At 68.2% G+C, this 19,074-nt stretch carries 16 protein-coding genes; 11 read left to right on the forward strand and 5 right to left on the reverse strand.

Annotation, left to right across the window (positions count from 1 at the left end; translation table 11 throughout):
- Positions 1-65 precede the first annotated feature (65 nt).
- From G6N57_RS16795 to proB, 7 genes are all read left to right on the forward strand, one after another.
- Positions 66-404: a DUF4233 domain-containing protein gene (locus G6N57_RS16795; protein WP_077742041.1), complete on the forward strand. Its 339-nt coding sequence runs from the start codon at positions 66-68 to the stop codon at positions 402-404.
- Positions 405-488: 84 nt separating this feature from the next.
- The gene (gene ndk, locus G6N57_RS16800; RefSeq protein WP_036449087.1) at positions 489-911 is read left to right on the forward strand and encodes a nucleoside-diphosphate kinase; all 423 of its coding nucleotides are present in this window, start codon (positions 489-491) and stop codon (positions 909-911) included.
- Positions 912-1,200: 289 nt separating this feature from the next.
- Entirely contained in the window at positions 1,201-4,239 is a 3,039-nt protein-coding gene (locus G6N57_RS16805; protein WP_097926062.1) for a ribonuclease E, read from the forward strand.
- A 165-nt stretch (positions 4,240-4,404) separates the two neighbouring features.
- Entirely contained in the window at positions 4,405-4,716 is a 312-nt protein-coding gene (gene rplU / locus G6N57_RS16810) for a 50S ribosomal protein L21 (protein WP_029367319.1), read from the forward strand.
- 47 nt (positions 4,717-4,763) lie between these two features.
- Positions 4,764-5,030 carry a 50S ribosomal protein L27 gene (gene rpmA, locus G6N57_RS16815; RefSeq protein ID WP_003879727.1) on the forward strand — a complete coding sequence of 89 codons (267 nt, stop codon included), beginning with the start codon at positions 4,764-4,766 and terminating at the stop codon, positions 5,028-5,030.
- A 90-nt stretch (positions 5,031-5,120) separates the two neighbouring features.
- Positions 5,121-6,569 (forward strand): GTPase ObgE, encoded by a 1,449-nt coding sequence (gene obgE / locus G6N57_RS16820; RefSeq protein ID WP_077741363.1) that lies wholly within the window; start codon positions 5,121-5,123, stop codon positions 6,567-6,569.
- A complete protein-coding gene (gene proB / locus G6N57_RS16825) occupies positions 6,566-7,687 on the forward strand; it encodes a glutamate 5-kinase (RefSeq protein ID WP_077741362.1) in 1,122 nt (373 codons plus the stop codon). The genes obgE and proB overlap by 4 nt, the downstream gene beginning before the upstream one ends.
- Positions 7,688-7,735: 48 nt before the next feature.
- Here proB and G6N57_RS16830 read toward each other — a convergent pair whose 3' ends face one another.
- Positions 7,736-8,371 (reverse strand): TetR/AcrR family transcriptional regulator, encoded by a 636-nt coding sequence (locus tag G6N57_RS16830; protein WP_077741361.1) that lies wholly within the window; start codon positions 8,369-8,371, stop codon positions 7,736-7,738.
- 66 nt (positions 8,372-8,437) lie between these two features.
- Here G6N57_RS16830 and G6N57_RS16835 point away from each other — a divergent pair, with 66 nt between their 5' ends.
- Positions 8,438-9,721, forward strand: a complete 1,284-nt coding sequence (locus tag G6N57_RS16835) for a cytochrome P450 (RefSeq protein ID WP_077741360.1) — start codon at positions 8,438-8,440, stop codon at positions 9,719-9,721.
- Here the strand turns inward: G6N57_RS16835 and G6N57_RS16840 are convergent.
- Both G6N57_RS16840 and G6N57_RS16845 read right to left on the reverse strand, forming a co-directional pair.
- Positions 9,693-10,532 carry an NAD-dependent protein deacetylase gene (locus G6N57_RS16840; protein WP_077741359.1) on the reverse strand — a complete coding sequence of 280 codons (840 nt, stop codon included), beginning with the start codon at positions 10,530-10,532 and terminating at the stop codon, positions 9,693-9,695. The two genes, G6N57_RS16835 and G6N57_RS16840, sit on opposite strands and share 29 nt — an antisense overlap.
- Positions 10,533-10,554: 22 nt before the next feature.
- The gene (locus tag G6N57_RS16845; protein ID WP_077741358.1) at positions 10,555-11,094 is read right to left on the reverse strand and encodes a cysteine hydrolase family protein; all 540 of its coding nucleotides are present in this window, start codon (positions 11,092-11,094) and stop codon (positions 10,555-10,557) included.
- Positions 11,095-11,151: 57 nt separating this feature from the next.
- On the opposite strand from G6N57_RS16845, the gene G6N57_RS16850 reads away from it, so the two are divergent.
- Positions 11,152-13,194, forward strand: coding sequence for an NAD(+) synthase (locus G6N57_RS16850; protein WP_077742040.1), 2,043 nt, complete (start codon positions 11,152-11,154; stop codon positions 13,192-13,194).
- 145 nt (positions 13,195-13,339) lie between these two features.
- Positions 13,340-16,009, forward strand: coding sequence for a S15 peptidase family protein (locus G6N57_RS16855; RefSeq protein ID WP_077742039.1), 2,670 nt, complete (start codon positions 13,340-13,342; stop codon positions 16,007-16,009).
- Here the strand turns inward: G6N57_RS16855 and G6N57_RS16860 are convergent.
- The gene (locus G6N57_RS16860) at positions 16,006-16,830 is read right to left on the reverse strand and encodes an enoyl-CoA hydratase/isomerase family protein (RefSeq protein ID WP_077742038.1); all 825 of its coding nucleotides are present in this window, start codon (positions 16,828-16,830) and stop codon (positions 16,006-16,008) included. The genes G6N57_RS16855 and G6N57_RS16860 overlap by 4 nt on opposite strands.
- 44 nt (positions 16,831-16,874) lie before the next feature.
- Positions 16,875-17,735, reverse strand: a complete 861-nt coding sequence (locus tag G6N57_RS16865) for a PfkB family carbohydrate kinase (RefSeq protein ID WP_097926060.1) — start codon at positions 17,733-17,735, stop codon at positions 16,875-16,877.
- 73 nt (positions 17,736-17,808) lie between these two features.
- Here G6N57_RS16865 and G6N57_RS16870 point away from each other — a divergent pair, with 73 nt between their 5' ends.
- Positions 17,809-19,074, forward strand: coding sequence for a glutamate-5-semialdehyde dehydrogenase (locus G6N57_RS16870; protein ID WP_077741357.1), 1,266 nt, complete (start codon positions 17,809-17,811; stop codon positions 19,072-19,074).

The following is a 19,074-nucleotide window of genomic DNA, read 5'->3' on the forward strand; positions in this document are numbered from 1 at the left end:
CTGGCGATCAGACGCCGAGCGAGAAGCCGGCACCGCCGGATCCGTGGAAGAGCTTCCGCGGGGTGATGGCGGGGACGCTGATCCTCGAGGCGATCGTCGTATTGCTGGCTCTGCCGGTGGTCGGTGTCAGCGGGACCGGGCTGACCTGGACGTCGGGCGGCTTCGTGGTCGGGCTGGCCATCGTGTTGATCCTGATGTCGGGGATCCAGGGCCGGCCCTGGGCCATCTGGGCCAACCTGGGCATCCAGCTGGTGGTGATCGCCGGTGCGCTCGTCCATGGGGCAATCGGCTTCATCGGCGTGATCTTCGCAGTGGTCTGGCTGCTGATCGTGTACCTGCGGGGTGAGGTCAAACGCCGGCAGGCGCGTGGCCTGCTGCCGGGGCAGCAACCGCCCAGCGAATAGGCCGGTGATAGCTGCGCCACAGTGCGGTCTCGGTCGGGACCCCGAGATGGCGCGGCGCGGTTACCGACCGGTACGCTCTCTGCCGTGACTGAGCAGACCCTTGTGTTGATCAAGCCCGACGGCGTGCAGCGCCACCTGGTCGGGGAGATCCTCGGCCGGATCGAGCGCAAGGGTCTGACCCTGGCGGCGCTCGAACTCAAGAACGTCAGCGTCGAGCTGGCCAAGCAGCACTACGCCGAGCACGACGGCAAGCCGTTCTTCGATTCGCTGCTGGAGTTCATCACCTCCGGACCCGTCGTCGCGGCCATCGTCGAGGGCCCGCGCGCCATCGCCGCGTTCCGTCAGATCGCCGGCGGCACCGATCCGGTGGAGAAGGCTGTGCCCGGCACCATCCGCGGTGACCTGGCGCTTGTGACCCAGGACAACCTCGTGCACGGCTCGGATTCTCCGGAGTCGGCGGCCCGCGAGATCGCCCTGTGGTTCCCTGGCGAAGCCTCCGCCCGATAAACCTTCTCGCAGTCTGGTCAGTACCGCGTCAGTGATGTGGGATACTGGTTGCGGGTAGCCAGCCTCAACCGAGGCTGAACACCCGAATGAAGACTTCGACGAGCGCGACCACCGCAATCCGGTGCGGCGCGGGCCGTCCAGCCATCATTCAGCCAGGCACCGGGTGGGTTCGGTAGCGAGCCGCCCGGAGCGAGACCACAACAAGTCCGGGGAAAGTGTCCCGGGCCAATAGCGGAAGCCCTCGCGTGGCCGCGTCGATACGACGCGCCCGGGGGCTTGAGGAGAATTCGTGGCCGAAGATGCCCAGAATGACGACCTATCAACCCAGACTCCGCAACAGGAGGGACTGCCCGAGCGCCTGAGAGTCCACTCGCTGGCGCGGGTACTAGGCACCACCAGTCGGCGTGTGCTCGATGCCTTGGCGGAGTTCGACGGTCGTCAGCGCAGCGCGCATTCCACGATCGACAAGGTCGACGCCGAGCGCGTCCGTGACGCGCTGGCGGTCGAGTCGGCCGAGGCGCCCGTTGTGCAGGCCGAACCTGCGCAGGCGGAACTGGTCCAGGTTGAGGCCGTGGCGGTTACCGTGACCGAGCCCGCGGCAGCTCCGGCTCAAGCCGAACCCGCCGCCGCGGACGCTGCGGAGGGTGACGCCGAACCGGCTGCCGACGAGCGGTCACAGGCCGACGTCGCACTGGTCGGTGACGAGCCCGAATCCCGGTTGATCCTGGAGACCGCGAACATTCCGTCGGCCCGGGAGGCCCACACCGAGCGTGCCGACTACCTGCCGCTGTTCGTGGCGCCGCAGCCCGTCAGCTTCGTGCAGGTGCACGTCGACGAGGATGACGACGACGAAGACGACGACGCCGATACCGGCAGCGACGCCGACTCCGAGAGCGACGACGAGCAGGCGGATCGCCCCGCCGCGCGCCGGCGACGTCGTGGACGCCGCGGGCGTGGTCGAGGCCGCGGCGAGCAGGCCGACGACAACGGCCCGGAATCCGACAACGACACCACCGATGACCAGAGCGAATCCGACCAGGATTCCGAGGACGACTCCGACGATTCGGACGAGGGCAACGACGAGGACACCACCGGCAGCGACGGCACCAGCCGGCGTCGCCGTCGTCGCCGCAGGCGCAAGTCCGGCTCGGGCGACAACGACGACGCGGGCTCACCCGATGACCCGCCCAACACCGTCGTGCACGAGCGCGCCCCGCGCGCCGAGCGGTCGGGCAAGAGCAGCGACGATTCGGAGATCCAGGGGATCAGCGGATCGACCCGCCTGGAGGCCAAGCGCCAGCGCCGCCGCGACGGTCGCGACGCAGGCCGTCGTCGCCCGCCGATCCTGAGCGAGGCAGAGTTCCTGGCCCGTCGCGAGGCCGTCGAGCGCACCATGATCGTGCGTGACAAGGTGCGCACCGAGCCGCCGCACGAGGGGGCCCGCTACACCCAGATCGCCGTGCTGGAAGACGGCGTCGTCGTCGAGCACTTCGTCACTTCGGCGGCGTCGGCCTCCCTGGTCGGCAACATCTACCTCGGCATCGTGCAGAACGTGCTGCCCTCGATGGAGGCCGCCTTCGTCGACATCGGCCGCGGCCGCAACGGCGTGCTCTATGCCGGTGAGGTGAACTGGGAGGCCGCCGGGCTCGGCGGCTCGAACCGCAAGATCGAGCAGGCGCTCAAGCCGGGCGACTACGTGGTGGTGCAGGTCAGCAAGGACCCGGTGGGACACAAGGGTGCCCGCCTCACCACGCAGGTTTCGCTGGCCGGCCGCTACCTGGTCTACGTCCCGGGCGCATCGTCGACCGGGATCAGCCGCAAGCTGCCCGACACCGAACGTCAGCGGCTCAAGGAGATCCTCAAAGAGGTCGTGCCCGCCGACGCGGGCGTGATCATCCGTACCGCCTCAGAAGGCGTCAAGGAAGAGGACATCCGCTCCGACGTCGAGCGGCTGCAGCAGCGCTGGACCGAGATCGAGGCCAAGGCCGCCGAGGTCACCGCGAAGAAGGCCGGCGCCGCCGTCGCCCTCTACGAAGAGCCCGATGTTCTGGTCAAGGTGATCCGCGACCTGTTCAACGAGGACTTCTCGGGTCTGATCGTCTCCGGTGACGAGGCCTGGGACACGATCAACAAGTACGTGAACACCGTCGCCCCCGACCTGGTCGGCCGGCTGACGAAGTACGAACCGGCCGGTGGCGCCGATGCGCCCGACGTCTTCGCCGTGCACCGCATCGACGAGCAGCTGGCCAAGGCGATGGACCGCAAGGTGTGGCTGCCCTCGGGCGGAACCCTGGTCATCGACCGCACCGAGGCGATGACCGTCGTCGACGTCAACACCGGCAAGTTCACCGGTGCCGGCGGCAACCTCGAGCAGACCGTCACCCGCAACAACCTCGAAGCCGCCGAGGAGATCGTGCGGCAACTGCGGTTGCGCGACATCGGCGGCATCGTGGTGATCGACTTCATCGACATGGTGCTGGAATCCAACCGGGATCTGGTGCTGCGCAGGCTGACCGAGGCGCTGGGCCGTGACCGAACGCGTCATCAGGTGTCCGAGGTGACCTCGCTGGGCCTGGTGCAGCTGACCCGAAAGCGGCTCGGCACCGGTCTGGTCGAGGCGTTCTCGACCACCTGCACGCACTGTGCGGGCCGCGGCATCGTGCTGCACGGCGACCCGGTCGACACGGCGTCGTCCAACGCCGGCCGCAAGACCGAACCCAGTGGTGGGGGCGGCGGGGGGCGTCGCAGCAAGCGGGGCAAGAAGGGTGCCGCCCGCCCCGAGCCCGACGAGGTGCCGGTCGTCAAGGTGCCCGACCATCCAGCCGGTGAACATCCGATGTTCAAGGCGATGGCCGCGGCCAACGGTCGTCACCACGACGACGAGACGCTCGACGAGGACGCCACCGACGAGACGCACGAGGGCGAGAGCGACGAGCAGCTCACCGCCGAGCAGGCGGACCTGACCGGCGAATCCCCGGACGGTGAGTTCGACGCGCAGGATTCCGACGAATCCGACGAATCCGACGAGGATTCCGACGAGGACACGGATGAGGACGCCGATGAAGACTCGGTGGAGGACGAGATCGACCTCGACGACGAGGACCTCGACGACGAGGACGATGATCTGGACGACATCGACGACGACTCTGATGAGGATGACTCGGATGAGGACGACTTCGACGACTCCGAAGACTCCGACGACGCAGACGAGTCCGAAGAGGACGTCTACCAGGCGCCGGAGCCCGTGGTCGTCGAGGCGCCGGCCGGCCGCGGCCGCACTCGTCGACGTGCCGCAGCCAGGCCCGCGGGCCCGCCCAGCCACGAGTAGAGGGCGGTTTGACCCTCTACCCGCTGGTCAAGTACCCTTGACCAGTTGTCTCCAGAGCCTGCGGTAGTCGCAGGCCGGTGACGGCGGGGCATCCCGCCACCCAAGACCCGCGCACGCACCGACCGGTAGCGCGCGCCCGCAGAGAGCAGCAGAGCAGAGGACACGATGGCGACATACGCAATCGTCAAGACCGGCGGCAAGCAGTACAAGGTTGCCGCAGGTGACGTGGTGAAGGTTGAGAAGCTCGACGCCGAGCCCGGCGCGTCGGTGTCACTGCCCGTGGCCCTCGTGGTCGACGGCGCCAAGGTCACCAGCAAGGCTGACGACCTGGCCAAGGTCGCCGTCACCGGCGAGGTGCTGGAGCACACCAAGGGTCCCAAGATCCGTATCCACAAGTTCAAGAACAAGACCGGCTACCACAAGCGCCAGGGGCACCGTCAGCAGCTGACCGTGCTCAAGGTCACCGGCATCAAGTGATGAGCCGTCAGGCGAAGAACAGACAAGATAGCGCGAGGGACATATAAATGGCACACAAGAAGGGCGCTTCCAGCTCTCGTAACGGTCGCGAATCCGCAGCACAGCGGCTCGGCGTGAAGCGGTTCGGTGGTCAGGTCGTCAAGGCAGGCGAGATCTTGGTCCGCCAGCGCGGCACCCACTTCCACCCCGGCGTCAACGTCGGCCGTGGCGGCGACGACACCCTGTTCGCGCTGGCTCCCGGCTCGGTGGAGTTCGGTTCCAAGCGCGGCCGCAAGCACGTGAACATCGTTCCCGTGCCGCGCCCGGAGGCCTGAGACTCCGAGGATTCTCCGCGAATGTGAAGCAGCTGCGAGTTCTCGATAGGACTATCGCGATAGCTTCACATTCGACGGAGAGGATGTCCGATGCCACGGTTTGTCGACCGCGTCGTCATCCATGCGAGTGCAGGGAACGGCGGCCACGGCTGCGCGTCGGTGCACCGCGAGAAATTCAAGCCCCTCGGCGGTCCTGACGGCGGCAACGGTGGTCGCGGCGGCAGCATCGTGCTCGTCGTGGATCCGCAGGTGCACACCCTGTTGGACTTCCACTTTCATCCCCATGTCGTCGCACCCTCGGGCAAGCAGGGTGCGGGCAGTAACCGTGACGGCGCCGCCGGCGAAGATCTGATCGTGCGCGTGCCGGACGGCACGGTGGTGCTCGACGAGGACGGCCGGATGCTGGCCGACATGGTCGGTGCCGGTACCCGCTTCGAAGCCGCGCAAGGTGGACGCGGTGGTCTCGGCAACGCGGCGCTGGCCTCACGGGCCCGCAAGGCTCCCGGGTTCGCCCTGCTGGGGGAGAAGGGCCAGACCCGCGATCTCACCCTCGAACTCAAGACCGTCGCCGATGTCGGCCTGATCGGCTTCCCCTCGGCGGGCAAATCGTCTCTGGTGTCCACCATCTCGGCCGCCAAACCGAAGATCGCCGACTATCCGTTCACCACGCTGGTGCCAAACCTGGGCGTGGTTTCGGCCGGTGACAACACTTTCACCGTCGCCGACGTGCCCGGCCTGATCCCCGGTGCGTCCGAGGGGCGCGGCCTCGGCCTGGAATTCCTTCGGCACCTTGAGCGCTGCGCGGTACTGGTGCATGTCGTCGACTGCGCCACCATGGAACCCGGGCGTGATCCGATCTCCGACATCGAGGCGCTGGAGGCCGAACTCGCGGCCTACACCCCGACCCTGCAGGGCGATTCCACGCTCGGCGACCTGACGTCGCGGCCACGTGCGGTGGTGCTCAACAAGATCGACGTTCCCGATGCCCGGGAGTTGGCCGACTTCGTGCGTGAAGAGGTCCGGTCCAAGTTCGGCTGGCCCGTGTACGAGATCTCGACGGTCAGCCGTGACGGCTTGCGCCCGTTGATCTTTGCGCTGTGGGAGATGGTGAAGGCCTACCGCGATGCGCAGCCCGCGGTGGTGCCGAGGCGCCCGGTGATCCGGCCGATCGCCGTGGACGAGAGCGGCTTCACCGTCGAGACCGACGGATACGGCGGGTTCATCGTGCGCGGCACCCGTCCCGAGCGCTGGATCGCGCAAACCAACTTCGACAACGACGAGGCCGTCGGCTACCTCGGTGATCGGCTGGCACGGTTGGGCGTCGAGGACGCGTTGTGGAAGAAGGGGGCCAAGCCCGGTTGTGCCGTGACCATCGGCGACATGACCTTCGACTGGGAACCGCAGACCCCTGCCGGCGTGGACATGCCGCTGACCGGTCGCGGCACCGACATCCGGCTCGAGCAGACCGACCGGATCGGTGCGGCCGAACGCAAGGCTGCCCGGAAGGAGCGGCGCCAGCCGGGGAGCGAAGACGAGTGACGAGCGCAGACTCGTCGCCCTCGGTACATCGCGAGGCGATCCGAACCGCACGCAGCGTCGTCGTCAAGATTGGCACCACTGCGCTCACCACGCCGTCCGGCGTCTTCGACGCGGGCCGGCTCGCGGTGCTGGTCGAGGCGATCGAAGGCCGGATGAAGGCCGGCTCCGATCTGGTGATCGTGTCCTCCGGTGCCATCGCTGCCGGTATCGAACCGCTCGGACTGTCCAAGCGCCCAACGGATCTGGCGACCAAGCAGGCGGCGGCCAGCGTCGGGCAGGTGGCGTTGGTCAATGCCTGGAGTTCGGCGTTCGCGGTCTTCAACCGTACGGTCGGGCAGGTGCTGCTGACCGCCCATGACATTGCGATGCGGGTGCAGCACAACAACGCTCAGCGCACGCTTGACCGGCTGCGCGCGCTGCACGCGGTGGCGATCGTCAACGAGAACGACACCGTGGCCACCAACGAGATCAGGTTCGGCGACAACGACCGGCTCTCGGCGCTGGTGGCCCAGCTGGTCGGCGCCGACGCGTTGATCCTGCTGTCCGACATCGACGGGCTGTACGACTCCGATCCGCGAAAAGGCAACGCGCGCTTCATTCCCGAGGTGGCCGCGCAACGTGATCTCGACGGCGTGGTGGCCGGTGGCGGCAGCCACCTTGGCACCGGCGGCATGGCCTCGAAGCTGTCCTCGGCCCTGCTGGCCGCCGATGCGGGGGTGCCGGTGCTGCTGGCGGCCGCGGCGGACGCGGGTGCGGCGCTGAGCGATGCCTCGGTCGGCACCGTGTTCGCGCCGCGGCCCGAGCGCATGTCGGCACGCCGGTTCTGGGTTCGGCACGCCGCGGAGTCGCACGGGGCATTGACCCTCGACGACGGCGCGGTGCGTGCCGTCGTCAAACAGCGGCGCTCGCTGCTACCCGCCGGGATCACCGAGGTCACCGGTCACTTCCACGGCGGTGACGTGGTGGATCTGCGGGGGCTTGACGGGCAGACCGTCGCGCGCGGTGTGGTGGCCTACGAGGCCTCGGAGCTGGCCGCGATCATCGGCCGCTCCACGCCGGATCTGCCGGCCGAGCTGCGCCGGCCCGCGGTGCACGCCGACGATCTGGTCGCCACCTAGCGATTTGGGTGCATCCACCGGCGCGCACCGCCGCCAGATGCACCGAAATCATTCGGGTGGGGCCTCCAGATACAGCGCACCCCAGATGATTTGGGTCAGTGTGTCGGCCAGTTCTGCGTCGTAGGACGCCGGGTGTGACGGCAGGTTCTGGTGGCAGGTGCGTTCCACCATCCAGGTCAGGGTGCTCGCGGTGGTGGCGGCGGGCAGGTGCGGCCGGATCGATCCGTCGGCCTGACCGTCCTCGATCACGCGGGTGAGCTGATCGCCGATCCCGGCCAGCAGCTCCCGGTAGGTCTGCCCGACCAGTGGGTCGTAACCCGACATCTCGTTGAGGGCGATCAACACCGGTTGGTGGCTGCGATAGCTGGCGATGATGCCCGACATGGCGGCATGGACGTCGGCGGGGTCACGCCGGCCGGAGACGCTCCACCACCGCTCGGCGGCCTGGGTCAGGTCGCCGAACACCTGGCTGGCCAGCCGGCGCAGCAGATGACCCTTGTCCTCGAAGTAGATGTAGAAGCTGGCCCGCGAGATGCCGGCCTCGGTGGCCAGTTTGTCGACGCTGAGCTCGGTGAAGCTGGTGCCGTCGGCCATCAGCCGGTCGGTGGCGTCGAGCAGTTGGCGTTCGATCCGCTCGCGCCGTTCCTCCCGTTTGGCCTGCGGTTTCCGCGTTACCGATGGCATGGTCCCAGCGTATCGGTCCTCGTCACACCTTGACTAGACATAGTGTCTAGACTTATCGTCACCAACATGAGTGTGTCGCCCATCACATCCGCTGCTTCCTGGCCCTCTTCCGCCCGCCCCTACGACCCGGTCGACCTGTCGTCACGGGTGTTTTGGGCCACCACGGCCGCTGATCGCGAAGTCGCCTTCGCCGAGCTGCGCGCCTCCCGCCCGGTCAGCTGGCATCCACCGGTCGAGGACGCGCTCATGCCCGATCCCGACGATCGCGGATTCTGGGCCGTGACCCGGCACGCCGACATCGTGGCGATCAGCCGCGACAGCGAGACATTCCTTTCGGGCAAAGGGGTCCTGTTCGAGTCCGTTCCCGAAGAGCTGCTGGAGGCCTCGCAGTCCTTCCTGGCGATGGATGCGCCCCGGCACACCCTGATCCGCAAGCTGGTCCACGCCGCGTTCACGCCCCGCCAGGTGGCCCGCATCGAAACCTCGATCAAGGACAACGCCCGCGACATCGTGGCCGAGCTCAAGGAGGTCGGCAGCGGGGTCGACTTCGTCGATCAGTGCGCCAAGGAACTACCGATTCGCACGTTGTCGGACATGGTCGGGATCCCCGAGTCCGAGCGTCAGCGGGTGGCGCATGCCGCCGACGCGCTGGTGTCGTGGGCCGACCCGGTCTACCTGGCCGGGCGGCACCCGCTCGAGGTGCTGATGCAGAACCAGATGTACCTGCATCAGGTCGCGAATGCGCTTGCCGCGGAACGCCGGGAGAACCCGGGCAACGATCTGATCAGCGCGCTGGTCCACGCCGAGGTCGACGGCGACCGGCTCACCGACGCCGAGGTCGCGGCGTTCTTCGTCCTGCTGGCGGTGGCGGGCAACGACACCACCCGCCAGACCACCAGTCACGCGCTCAGGGCCCTGACCGACCACCCCGACCAACGCGCTTGGCTCATGGCCGATTTCGACGACCGCATCGGCGGCGCGGTCGAGGAGTTCGTCCGGTGGGCGACTCCGGTGATGACGTTCCGCCGCACCGCGGCCGTCGACGTCGAACTCGGCGGGCAGCAGATCGCGGCGGGGGAGAAGGTGGTGATGTTCTATTCCTCGGGCAACCGGGACGGCGAGGTGTTCGACCGGCCCGAGGCGTTCGACCTGAGCCGAAAGCCCAACCCACACCTGGGATTCGGAGGCGGTGGGCGCCACTTCTGCCTCGGTGCGCACGTCGCTCGGACGCAGTTGCGGGCGCTCTTCGGTGAGCTGTTGCATCAGCTGCCCGGCATCGAAGCGGGCGAACCGGCCTACCTGGCGGGCAACTTCGTGCACGCTATCCGGTCGATGCCGTGCACGTTCTGAGCTCACCGGCCAACAGGGTCAACATCTCTGAACAGCCCGCTTCGACCTTGACCGTGGCCAGGTCGTCGCCGCGGGTGGACCCGCGGTTGATGATCCCCACCGGGATGTCGTGCGCGGCCGCGTGCCGGACGAATCGATAGCCTGAATACACCGTAAGGGAGGACCCGGCGACCAACAGTGCCTCGGCGTCTTCCACCATCGAATACGCCTGTTCGACACGGTCTTTGGGGACGCTCTCGCCGAAATAGACGATGTCGGGCTTGAGCATGCCCCCGCAGGCCGGGCAGGCCACGATGACGAACGAGTCGGTTTCGCGGACCACGGCATCGGCGTCGGGCGCCACCGCGATACCGCCGACCGCCTCGGCGCGTTCGAGGAAGCCGGGATTGGCCGCCTCCAGCAGTGCGGCCAGCTCGGCACGGTCCATGGTCGCGCCGCAATCCAGACAGATCACCTGCGCGTAGGTGCCGTGCAGGTTCACCACCGACCGGCTGCCGGCCTTGCTGTGCAACAGATCCACGTTCTGGGTGATCAGTCCGGTCACGACCCCGCCGGATTCCAGCGTCGCAAGGGCGCGGTGCCCGGCATTGGGCATGGTCGCGTCCATGTGGCGCCAGCCGACGTGGTTGCGGGCCCAGTACCGCTGCCGGAACTCCGGATCGGAGGTGAATTGCCGGATCGTCATCGGGTTGCTCGGCGGGGAGTCGGGGCCGCGGTAATCGGGGATACCGGAATCGGTCGACATGCCTGCCCCGGTCAACACCGCGAGGCGGCGTCCCTGCAGGAGGGAGACGAGTTCAGGGGCGTCCACCCTCGCCAGGATAGGCCGCCGGTCAATTCAGGCATTTCGCCGCGGGCACGATCTCGGCGCTCATGTTGCGGCGCATCATCTGCAGTGCCGCCTCGCCCAGGCCGGCGTCGATGTGCGCCACGGCATCGGACGGGATCACCACCTCGAAATGTCGCACATAGGCATCCAATGCGCTGTAGAGGATGCACTGCTCGGTGACCTGGCCGGCCAAGATCAACCGCCGGGTGCCGAGCCGGCCCAGCAGGTAATCGAGCGCGGTCGCGTAGAACACGCTGTGGCGCACCTTGGTCAGCACCAGGCAGTCGTCCGCGGGCACGATCGGGCGCACCAATTCCGGGTGCGCGCCGGCCAGTGCGGCGCCGACGATGTCGCTGAACTGCGCGGTGAAATCACCGTAGTTGTCGTTGACGTAGATCAGGTCGACGCTGTCGTCCCGACGCGCGCCGTCGATCAGTCCGACCAGCGGATCGATGACGTGTGCCACGTTGGGTGCCAGTAGTTCGGCGTCCTCATGTCGGTAGGTGTTGAGCATGTCCACAACCACCAGCGCGGTATCGCTCATGCGTCATTTGGTACCCAGTGGCCCGATCTTGACACTTTTCGGGTGACAATGGGCCCGATGGACTTCTACAGCGCCTACCACCATGGTTTCGCGCGGGTCGCCGCCTGCACTCATCACACGGCGCTGGCGGACCCGCCGGCGAACGCCGAATCGGTGCTCCGCCTGGCGCAGGCCTGCCACGACGATGGCGTGGCCGTCGCCGTGTTCCCGGAGCTGACCTTGTCGGGCTACTCGATCGACGACATCCTGATGCAGGACGCGCTGCTCGAGTCGGTGGAACAGGCCCTCATCGAAATCGTCGCTGCGTCGGTGGTGTTGACGCCGGTACTGGTGGTCGGCGCGCCGCTGCGGCACCGGCACCGGATCTACAACACCGCGGTCGTCATCCACCGCGGCGCGGTGCTCGGCGTGGCACCCAAGTCCTACCTGCCGACGTACCGGGAGTTCTACGAGCGCAGGCAGATGGCAACCGGTGCTGACGTCCGCGGCACCATCCGGGTGGCCGGCGCCGAGGTTCCGTTCGGACCGGACCTGCTGTTCGAGGCATCCGACCTTCCCGGGCTCGTCCTGCATGTCGAGATCTGCGAGGACATGTTCGTGCCGGTGCCGCCCAGCGCGCAGGCCGCGCTCGCCGGGGCGACGGTGCTGGCGAACCTCTCGGGTAGCCCGATCACGGTCGGCCGTGCCGAAGACCGTGCGCTGCTGGCCCGTTCGGCCTCGTCGCGGTGCCTGGCCGCCTATGTGTACGCGGCTGCCGGCGAAGGGGAGTCGACCACCGACCTGGCCTGGGACGGCCAGACCATGATCTGGGAGAACGGGCTGCTGCTCGCCGAGAGTGAGCGCTTTCCGCGCGGTGAACGACGCTCGGTGGCCGACGTGGACCTGGAGTTGCTCCGGGCCGAGCGGTTGCGGATGGGCACCTTCGACGACAACGCCAGACACCATGGTGCTCAGGTGGATTCGTTTCGTCGCATCGAGTTCCAGCTCGATCCGCCGACGGGGGACATCGGGCTGCTTCGTGAGGTCGAGCGGTTCCCGTTCGTTCCGGCGGATCCTGCACGGCTGCAACAGGATTGCTATGAGGCCTACAACATTCAGGTCTCGGGACTGGAACAGCGGTTACGGGCGCTGAACTATCCGAAGGTGGTCATCGGGGTGTCCGGCGGTCTCGATTCCACTCATGCCCTGATCGTCGCCGCGCGGGCGATGGATCGGGAAAATCGCCCGCGCAGCGACATTCTCGCGTTCACCCTGCCGGGCTTCGCCACCGGCGACCGGACCAAGAACAACGCCATCCGGTTGAGCCGGGCGCTGGGCGTGACGTTCGAAGAGATCGACATCAAGAAAACGGCCGAGCTGATGCTCACCGAGATGGATCATCCGTTCGGCCGTGGTGAGAAGGTCTACGACGTCACGTTCGAGAACGTCCAGGCCGGCCTGCGCACCGACTACCTGTTCCGGCTGGCCAACCAGCGCGGCGGCATCGTGCTCGGCACGGGTGACCTGTCCGAGCTGGCGCTCGGCTGGTCCACGTACGGGGTGGGCGACCAGATGTCGCATTACAACGTCAACGGCGGGGTGCCGAAAACCTTGATCCAGCACCTGATCCGGTGGGTGATCTCATCGGACCAGTTCGGCGCTGAGGTGAACGAGGTCCTGCAGTCGGTGCTGGACACCGAGATCACCCCGGAGCTGGTGCCCACCGGCGAGGACGAGGAGATCCAGAGCAGCGAGGCCAAGGTCGGCCCGTATGCGTTACAGGACTTTTCGTTGTTCCAGGTGCTGCGTCACGGGTTCCGTCCGTCGAGGGTGGCCTTCCTGGCCTGGCATGCCTGGCATGACCCGGCGCTCGGTGACTGGCCCGCGGGGTTCCCCGAGGACAAGCGCCCGGCGTATTCGCTCAAGGAGATCCGGCACTGGCTGCAGGTGTTCGCGCAGCGGTTCTACTCGTTCTCCCAGTTCAAGCGGTCGGCGCTGCCGAACGGCCCCAAGGTGTCGCACGGCGGCGCCCTGTCGCCCCGCGGGGATTGGCGGGCACCCTCGGACATGTCGGCACGGATCTGGCTCGACGAGATCGAGCGCAACGTCCCCGAGCGCTAGGTCGCGTCGTGACCTGGCCAAACGGCCGGTTCACCCAATTGACGACGCAAAAAATTGACAAGCTAACCTTCTGGCTCACGTTGTCGCGCTAATGTGCGGCGGGTCACAGTCCGGCGGTGCCGGATGCCGGGTCGAGGAGGTTGCGTTGGGTGCTGCGAAGTACGTCGGTCGGGTAGGAGGATTGGCAGTCGCGCTCGGGGTCGGGTCGGCGGTCGTTCTGGGTGGCCAGGCCACGGGCACCCCCGTCGCCTCGGCGTCGCCCGGTCCGGGTGACTCATCGTCCGAGTCCGCGTCCGCGCCGGCCACGAACAAAGGGCCGGCCAAGGAACGGCAGAGCGCCCGCTCGTTGCGGCAGGCCGCGGTCCGCGCGGCGATCAAGGACCGGGCCGCCAAGCTCGGCGAATCCGGCCGCCATCGGGTCAGCTCGACGACGCCGACATCCGATGTCGTGCAGTCGATCACCGACCGGCTCTCGGATGCCCAGGACAGGGTTGCGGCCCGCCCGGCCCGCCGTGACGGTGACTCCAAGACGCCTGAGTCCACCAAGCCCGCGGCGGCCACCGAGGTTGAGACGCCGCGGGTCCTGTCGTCGCTGACGCCGAAACTGCCGCGCCCCCTGCGTGATCGTGCCCAGGACGAGGTCGCCGCTCCCGACGTACCCACGATCGAGGCTGCTGACACCGGCGCCGTCGACGCACCCGAAGCGAAACCAGAGGTCACCCCGACGACGAAGACCGAGACGGCCCCGGCTCCCGTGCGGAGCCTGATCGAGACCGTGGTCGACAACATCGCCACCACCCTGGCCGGCAATTCGCCGAATGCGCCGCGGACCGATTCGCCCGCCGAGTGGGTTCTGCTCGCCGCCGCGCGCCGGGAGTTCTCCACGGCCGCCGTCTCACCCGCACTGGCGAGCCCGGGCGGCATCACCGCGACCCCGTCGGTCGGCATCGCCGACGGCATCATCAACGGCACCACGGGCGCGACGAGCACGAGCGGGCTACCGCTCACCTACACCGTGATCGGCGACCCGAGCGCGGGCGGCAAGGTCCGGCTCAACTCGGCCAACGGCACCTTCACGTTCCTGCCGTATGCCACCGTCGTCGACAGCCACGGCACCGAGAAGTTCACCGTGCTGGTCGCGGAAACCACGGCGTTCGACGCTGCGCTGCAACAGATCCCGATCGTCGGCTCGTTCGTGCCGCAGGTGCTGGTGATCGTGCACCAGGTGCCGGTGGTGAACGACCTGCTGGCCCCGCTCATCGGCGACGCCGAGGTGGTCGACGTCAGCGTCGACGTCGGGGCGCTGGCGCCCGGCGACACCCCGGTGGCCTACACGGTCAAGGTGACGTCCTTCGACGGCACGCCGATCAGCATGAACTGGTTCCCGGCGTCGGGCCTGCAGGCAGGGGAGGAGGCGCCGACGATCTTCAGCGGCGCCGGTCTGTCGAGTGCCGGTGACACCAACCCGTACTCCGGCGGCGCGACCGGCGTCGGCACCTTCCGGGACAACGGCTACAACGTCGTCACCTGGGATTCCCGCGGCGAGCACGCTTCGGGCGGGATCCTGCAGCTGGACAATCCGTTCTTCGAGGGCCGTGACATGTCGGCCCTGATCGACTACGTCGCCAAGCGGCCCAACACACAGCTCGACGGCGTGAACGACCCGCGCATGGGCATGGTGGGCGGCTCGTACGGCGGCGGCATCCAGTGGGTGACGGCGGGCACCGACAACCGGGTCGACGCGATCGTCCCGACGATCTCGTGGAACTCGCTGAACAGCTCGCTGTACCCCAATGAGGCGTTCAAGACGTCGTACGCGGCGCTGCTGCTGCTGTCCCTGGTGACGAGCGGCGCGAACATCAACAACCAGCTGTACAGCGGCATCTTCACGGGTGCGTTGCTCGGCATCCTGACCCCTGAGCAGCAGGCCGTCCTCGCCAGTAGCGGCCCGACCTCGCTGGTGAACAAGATCACCGCGCCGACGCTGATCATCCAGGGCACCGTCGACGTGTTGTTCCCGCTGCAGCAGGCCATCGACAACGCCAAGATCCTGGACGCCAACGGGGTTCCGGTGAAGATGGTCTGGTTCTGCGGTGGTCACGGCAACTGCGAAACCCCGCCGGGGGACAGCGCCGAGATGGTCCAGACCGCCACGCTGAGCTGGCTGGACACCTACGTCAAGCACAAGGGTGAGGACGTCGACGATGGTCTTCCTACGTTCCAGTGGATCGACCAGAACGGCGAGCACTACACGTCCGACCTGCTGCCGTCCGACCCCGATTTCGCCGGGACCCCCGTCACGGCGTCGGGCAGCGGCGGCCTGCTGGGCATCGTCCCGATCCTCGGCGGTTCCGGACCGGGAGCGGCAGGGATTCCGTTCGGGCTCGGTGACGGCACCAAGGCCACCAACGCCGTGAACACCACGGTGACCGCGCCGTCGGAGGGCACCACGCAGATCGTCGGTGCACCCGAGCTGACGATGACGTACTCCGGCATCGGCACCAGCCGTCACGTCTACGCCCAGATCGTCGACGACCAGACCGGCCAGGTGATCGGCAACGTGGTCACGCCGATTCCGGTCACCCTCGACGGCAAGGAGCACACCGTCACCATCCCGATGGAGGCCGTGGCGTACACGCTGGAGCCCGGGCACACCGCGACGGTGCAGATCACCACTTCGGCGACACCGTTCCTCAACTTCACCCAGTTCGGCGTCATCAACATCTCCGACGTGCAGGTCGCATTGCCGACGGCGGGGCCCGGGGCCAACGTGCAGCCCGCGTCGGACGCCGCGCAGGAGGTGGTCAGCGTCTAGAGCCGGCCCTCGCCCCGCAGGTCCGGGTGGACCCACTCCGGTGAACGGCGTGCCTTGAAGGCGCGGAATCCCTCCATCGCCTCGTCGCCGCTGTAGCTGGCCTTCATGCCGATCCGGTCGTAGAGGCCCATGTAGCTGTCGAGGCTGGACTTGACCACGCCGCGGGCGCGCGGCGCGGTGCGGCAGCACTGGGCGAGCACTTCGTTTGCGGCGGAGAGTAATTCGTCGTGCGGAACCACCCTGGCCACCATGCCCCAGTCGACCGCCTCCTGCGCCGTGAGCGTGCGTCCGGTGAACATCAGATCGCGGGTGCGGACCACGCCGATCAGGCGGGCCAGCATCTGGCTGTAGTAGGTGTCGGCGATGCCGCGGTACAACTCGGGCACCCGGAACGTGGCCCGGTCGCTGACCACGGCCATGTCGCTGCAGATCGCGATCTGCAGGCCGCCGCCCTGGCACAGCCCGTTGACCGCGCTCACCACCGGCTTGACCGATTGGCGCAGGGTTTCGAACGGGGTGACGTCCATCGACAGGGCCGCACCGAAACTCATCCAGTCGTCGACGCCGTTGCCGCCGCCGAGGTCACCGCCCGGGGCGAACACGTCCCCGGTGCCGGTGATCAGCAGGCCGGCCAGATCCGGATCCGCCTCGACGTGGGTGACCGCGTACCGGATGCCGAAGTACATGGCCGGGGTCATGGCGTTGCGGGCCTCTGGGCGATCCAGGGTGACGACGCCGAACGGCCCCTGGCGCTCGAACTTGAGGTACGGGGTACCGAGCCAGTCGCCCTCGGGCGGGCGTGGGGACAGAGCCTGCGTCATGGTGGCGACTATAACGCCAACGGTATCCGCTTCAGTTGGCCGTCTCAGGGGGTCAGGACGGCATCGATGTCTGCGGCCGACGGCGCGCAGTCGCCCGCCCCGCGCACCAAGGTGGCCAGGGCTCCGGCCGCGCAGGCGCGCCGCAGCGCCTGCTCGTGGCCCGCGGTCCAGCCGGCGGCCAGCACCCCGGCGAACACGTCACCGGCCCCGGCGGTGTCCAGCGCCCGCACCGTGGGGGCCGGCACGTCGAAGCGCTCGTCGGCGCCCAGGTAACTGGCGCCCCGGGCGCCCCGGGTGATCACCAGATGCCGCACCGGCCAGTGCCACTCGGCCGCCTCGGTCTCGTTCACCACCACGACGTCGACCAGTTCGGAAAGGGCCAGCAGATGATGGGCGGGGGTGCCGCCGGGCGACGCGTTGAGCATCACCACCGCACCGGCAGCCCGTGCCAGTTTGGCCGCGGCGATCGCCGTCGTCACCGGGATCTCCAACTGGATCAGCGTGACCTCACTCCAGACGATCGCCGACCGGGCTGCCGCGGAATCGACCTCGAGTCGCGAGTTGGCGCCCGGCGCCACCACGATGCAGTTCTCGCCGACGGTGTCGACGAGGATCGCCGCCGACCCGCTGGGGCCGGGCACACACGTCACGGCGTCGGCCCCGACCCCGTTGGTCTGGAGATGACGGCGCAGGATCGTGGCGGCGGCGTCGTCACCGACCGCGGCCACCAGTTCCACCTCGGCGCCGGCCCGCGCGGCCGCCACCGCCTGGTTTCCGCCCTTGCCGCCGGGCGCCGAGGCCAGCGATGACGCGAGCACCGTCTGTCCCGGGCGCGGCAGCGCACCGACGGTGAACGTGAGATCGGCGTTGATACTCCCGACGACGCAAACCCGCGCAGCGGCCATGACTGAAAAGGCTAGTTGCTACCGGCGCCTGACACGTGTCGAAGCACCTCAACAGGTCCGATACGCTGGCTAGATGAGCGTTCAGACAGAGTCTCCGACGACTGCGGTGCCCGACGTCGACCTGCGCGGGCAGGTGCACGAGGCCGCGCGTCGGGCCCGTGTCGCGGCGCGCACCCTGGGCACGTTGAGCGCCGAGACCAAGAACCGCGCACTGCACGCCGCCGCTGACAGCGTGCTGGCCCACGTCCACGAGATCCTGGCCGCCAACGCTGCCGACGTCGAGGCCGCGCGTGAGGCCGGGACGCCCGAGTCGATCCTGGACCGCCTGGCGCTCAACCCACAACGGGTCGACGGCATCGCCGCCGGTCTGCGCCAGGTCGCCGGGCTGCCGGATCCGGTCGGCGAGGTGTTGCGCGGCCGCACGCTGCCCAACGGACTGCAGCTGCGTCAGCAGCGGGTACCGCTCGGCGTGGTCGGCATGGTCTACGAGGGCCGGCCCAACGTCACGGTCGACGCCTTCGGGCTCACCCTGAAATCGGGCAATGCGGCTCTGCTGCGCGGCAGTTCGTCGGCGGCCCGGTCCAACGAGGCACTGGTGACCGCGCTGCGTTCGGCGCTGGCGTCGGTCGGTCTGCCATTGGATGCCGTGCAACTTCTGCCCAGCCACGACCGCGCCAGCGTGACCCACCTGATCCAGGCCCGCGGTCTGGTCGACGTGGTGATCCCGCGCGGGGGAGCCGGCCTGATCGAGGCCGTGGTGCGCGACGCGCAAGTGCCCACCATCGAGACCGGTGTCGGCAATTGCCATGTCTACGTTCATGAGTCCGCCGACATCGACCTGGCCGAGAAGATCCTGCTGAACTCCAAGACCCGGCGTCCCAGCGTCTGCAATGCCGCCGAGACACTGCTGGTGGACAAGGCGCTCGAGGCGACCGCGCTGCCCCGGCTGACCGCCGCGCTGCGCGCCGCCGGTGTCACGGTGCACGCCGATCCGACCGACGAGGAACTGCACACCGAGTTCCTCTCGATGGACATCGCCGTGGCTCTGGTCGACGGGGTCGACGGCGCGATCGCCCACATCAACGAGTACGGCACCGGGCACACCGAGGCCATCGTGACAACGAATCTTGCTGCGGCCCAGCGCTTCACCGAACAGGTGGACGCGGCGGCAGTGATGGTCAACGCGTCCACCGCGTTCACCGACGGAGAGCAGTTCGGTTTCGGCGCCGAGATCGGCATCTCCACCCAGAAGCTGCATGCCCGCGGACCCATGGGCCTGCCCGAACTGACCTCGACCAAATGGATCGTGTGGGGAGACGGTCAGACCCGCCCGGCCTAG

This window comes from Mycolicibacterium boenickei (genome assembly GCF_010731295.1).
Lineage (GTDB): Bacteria > Actinomycetota > Actinomycetes > Mycobacteriales > Mycobacteriaceae > Mycobacterium > Mycobacterium boenickei.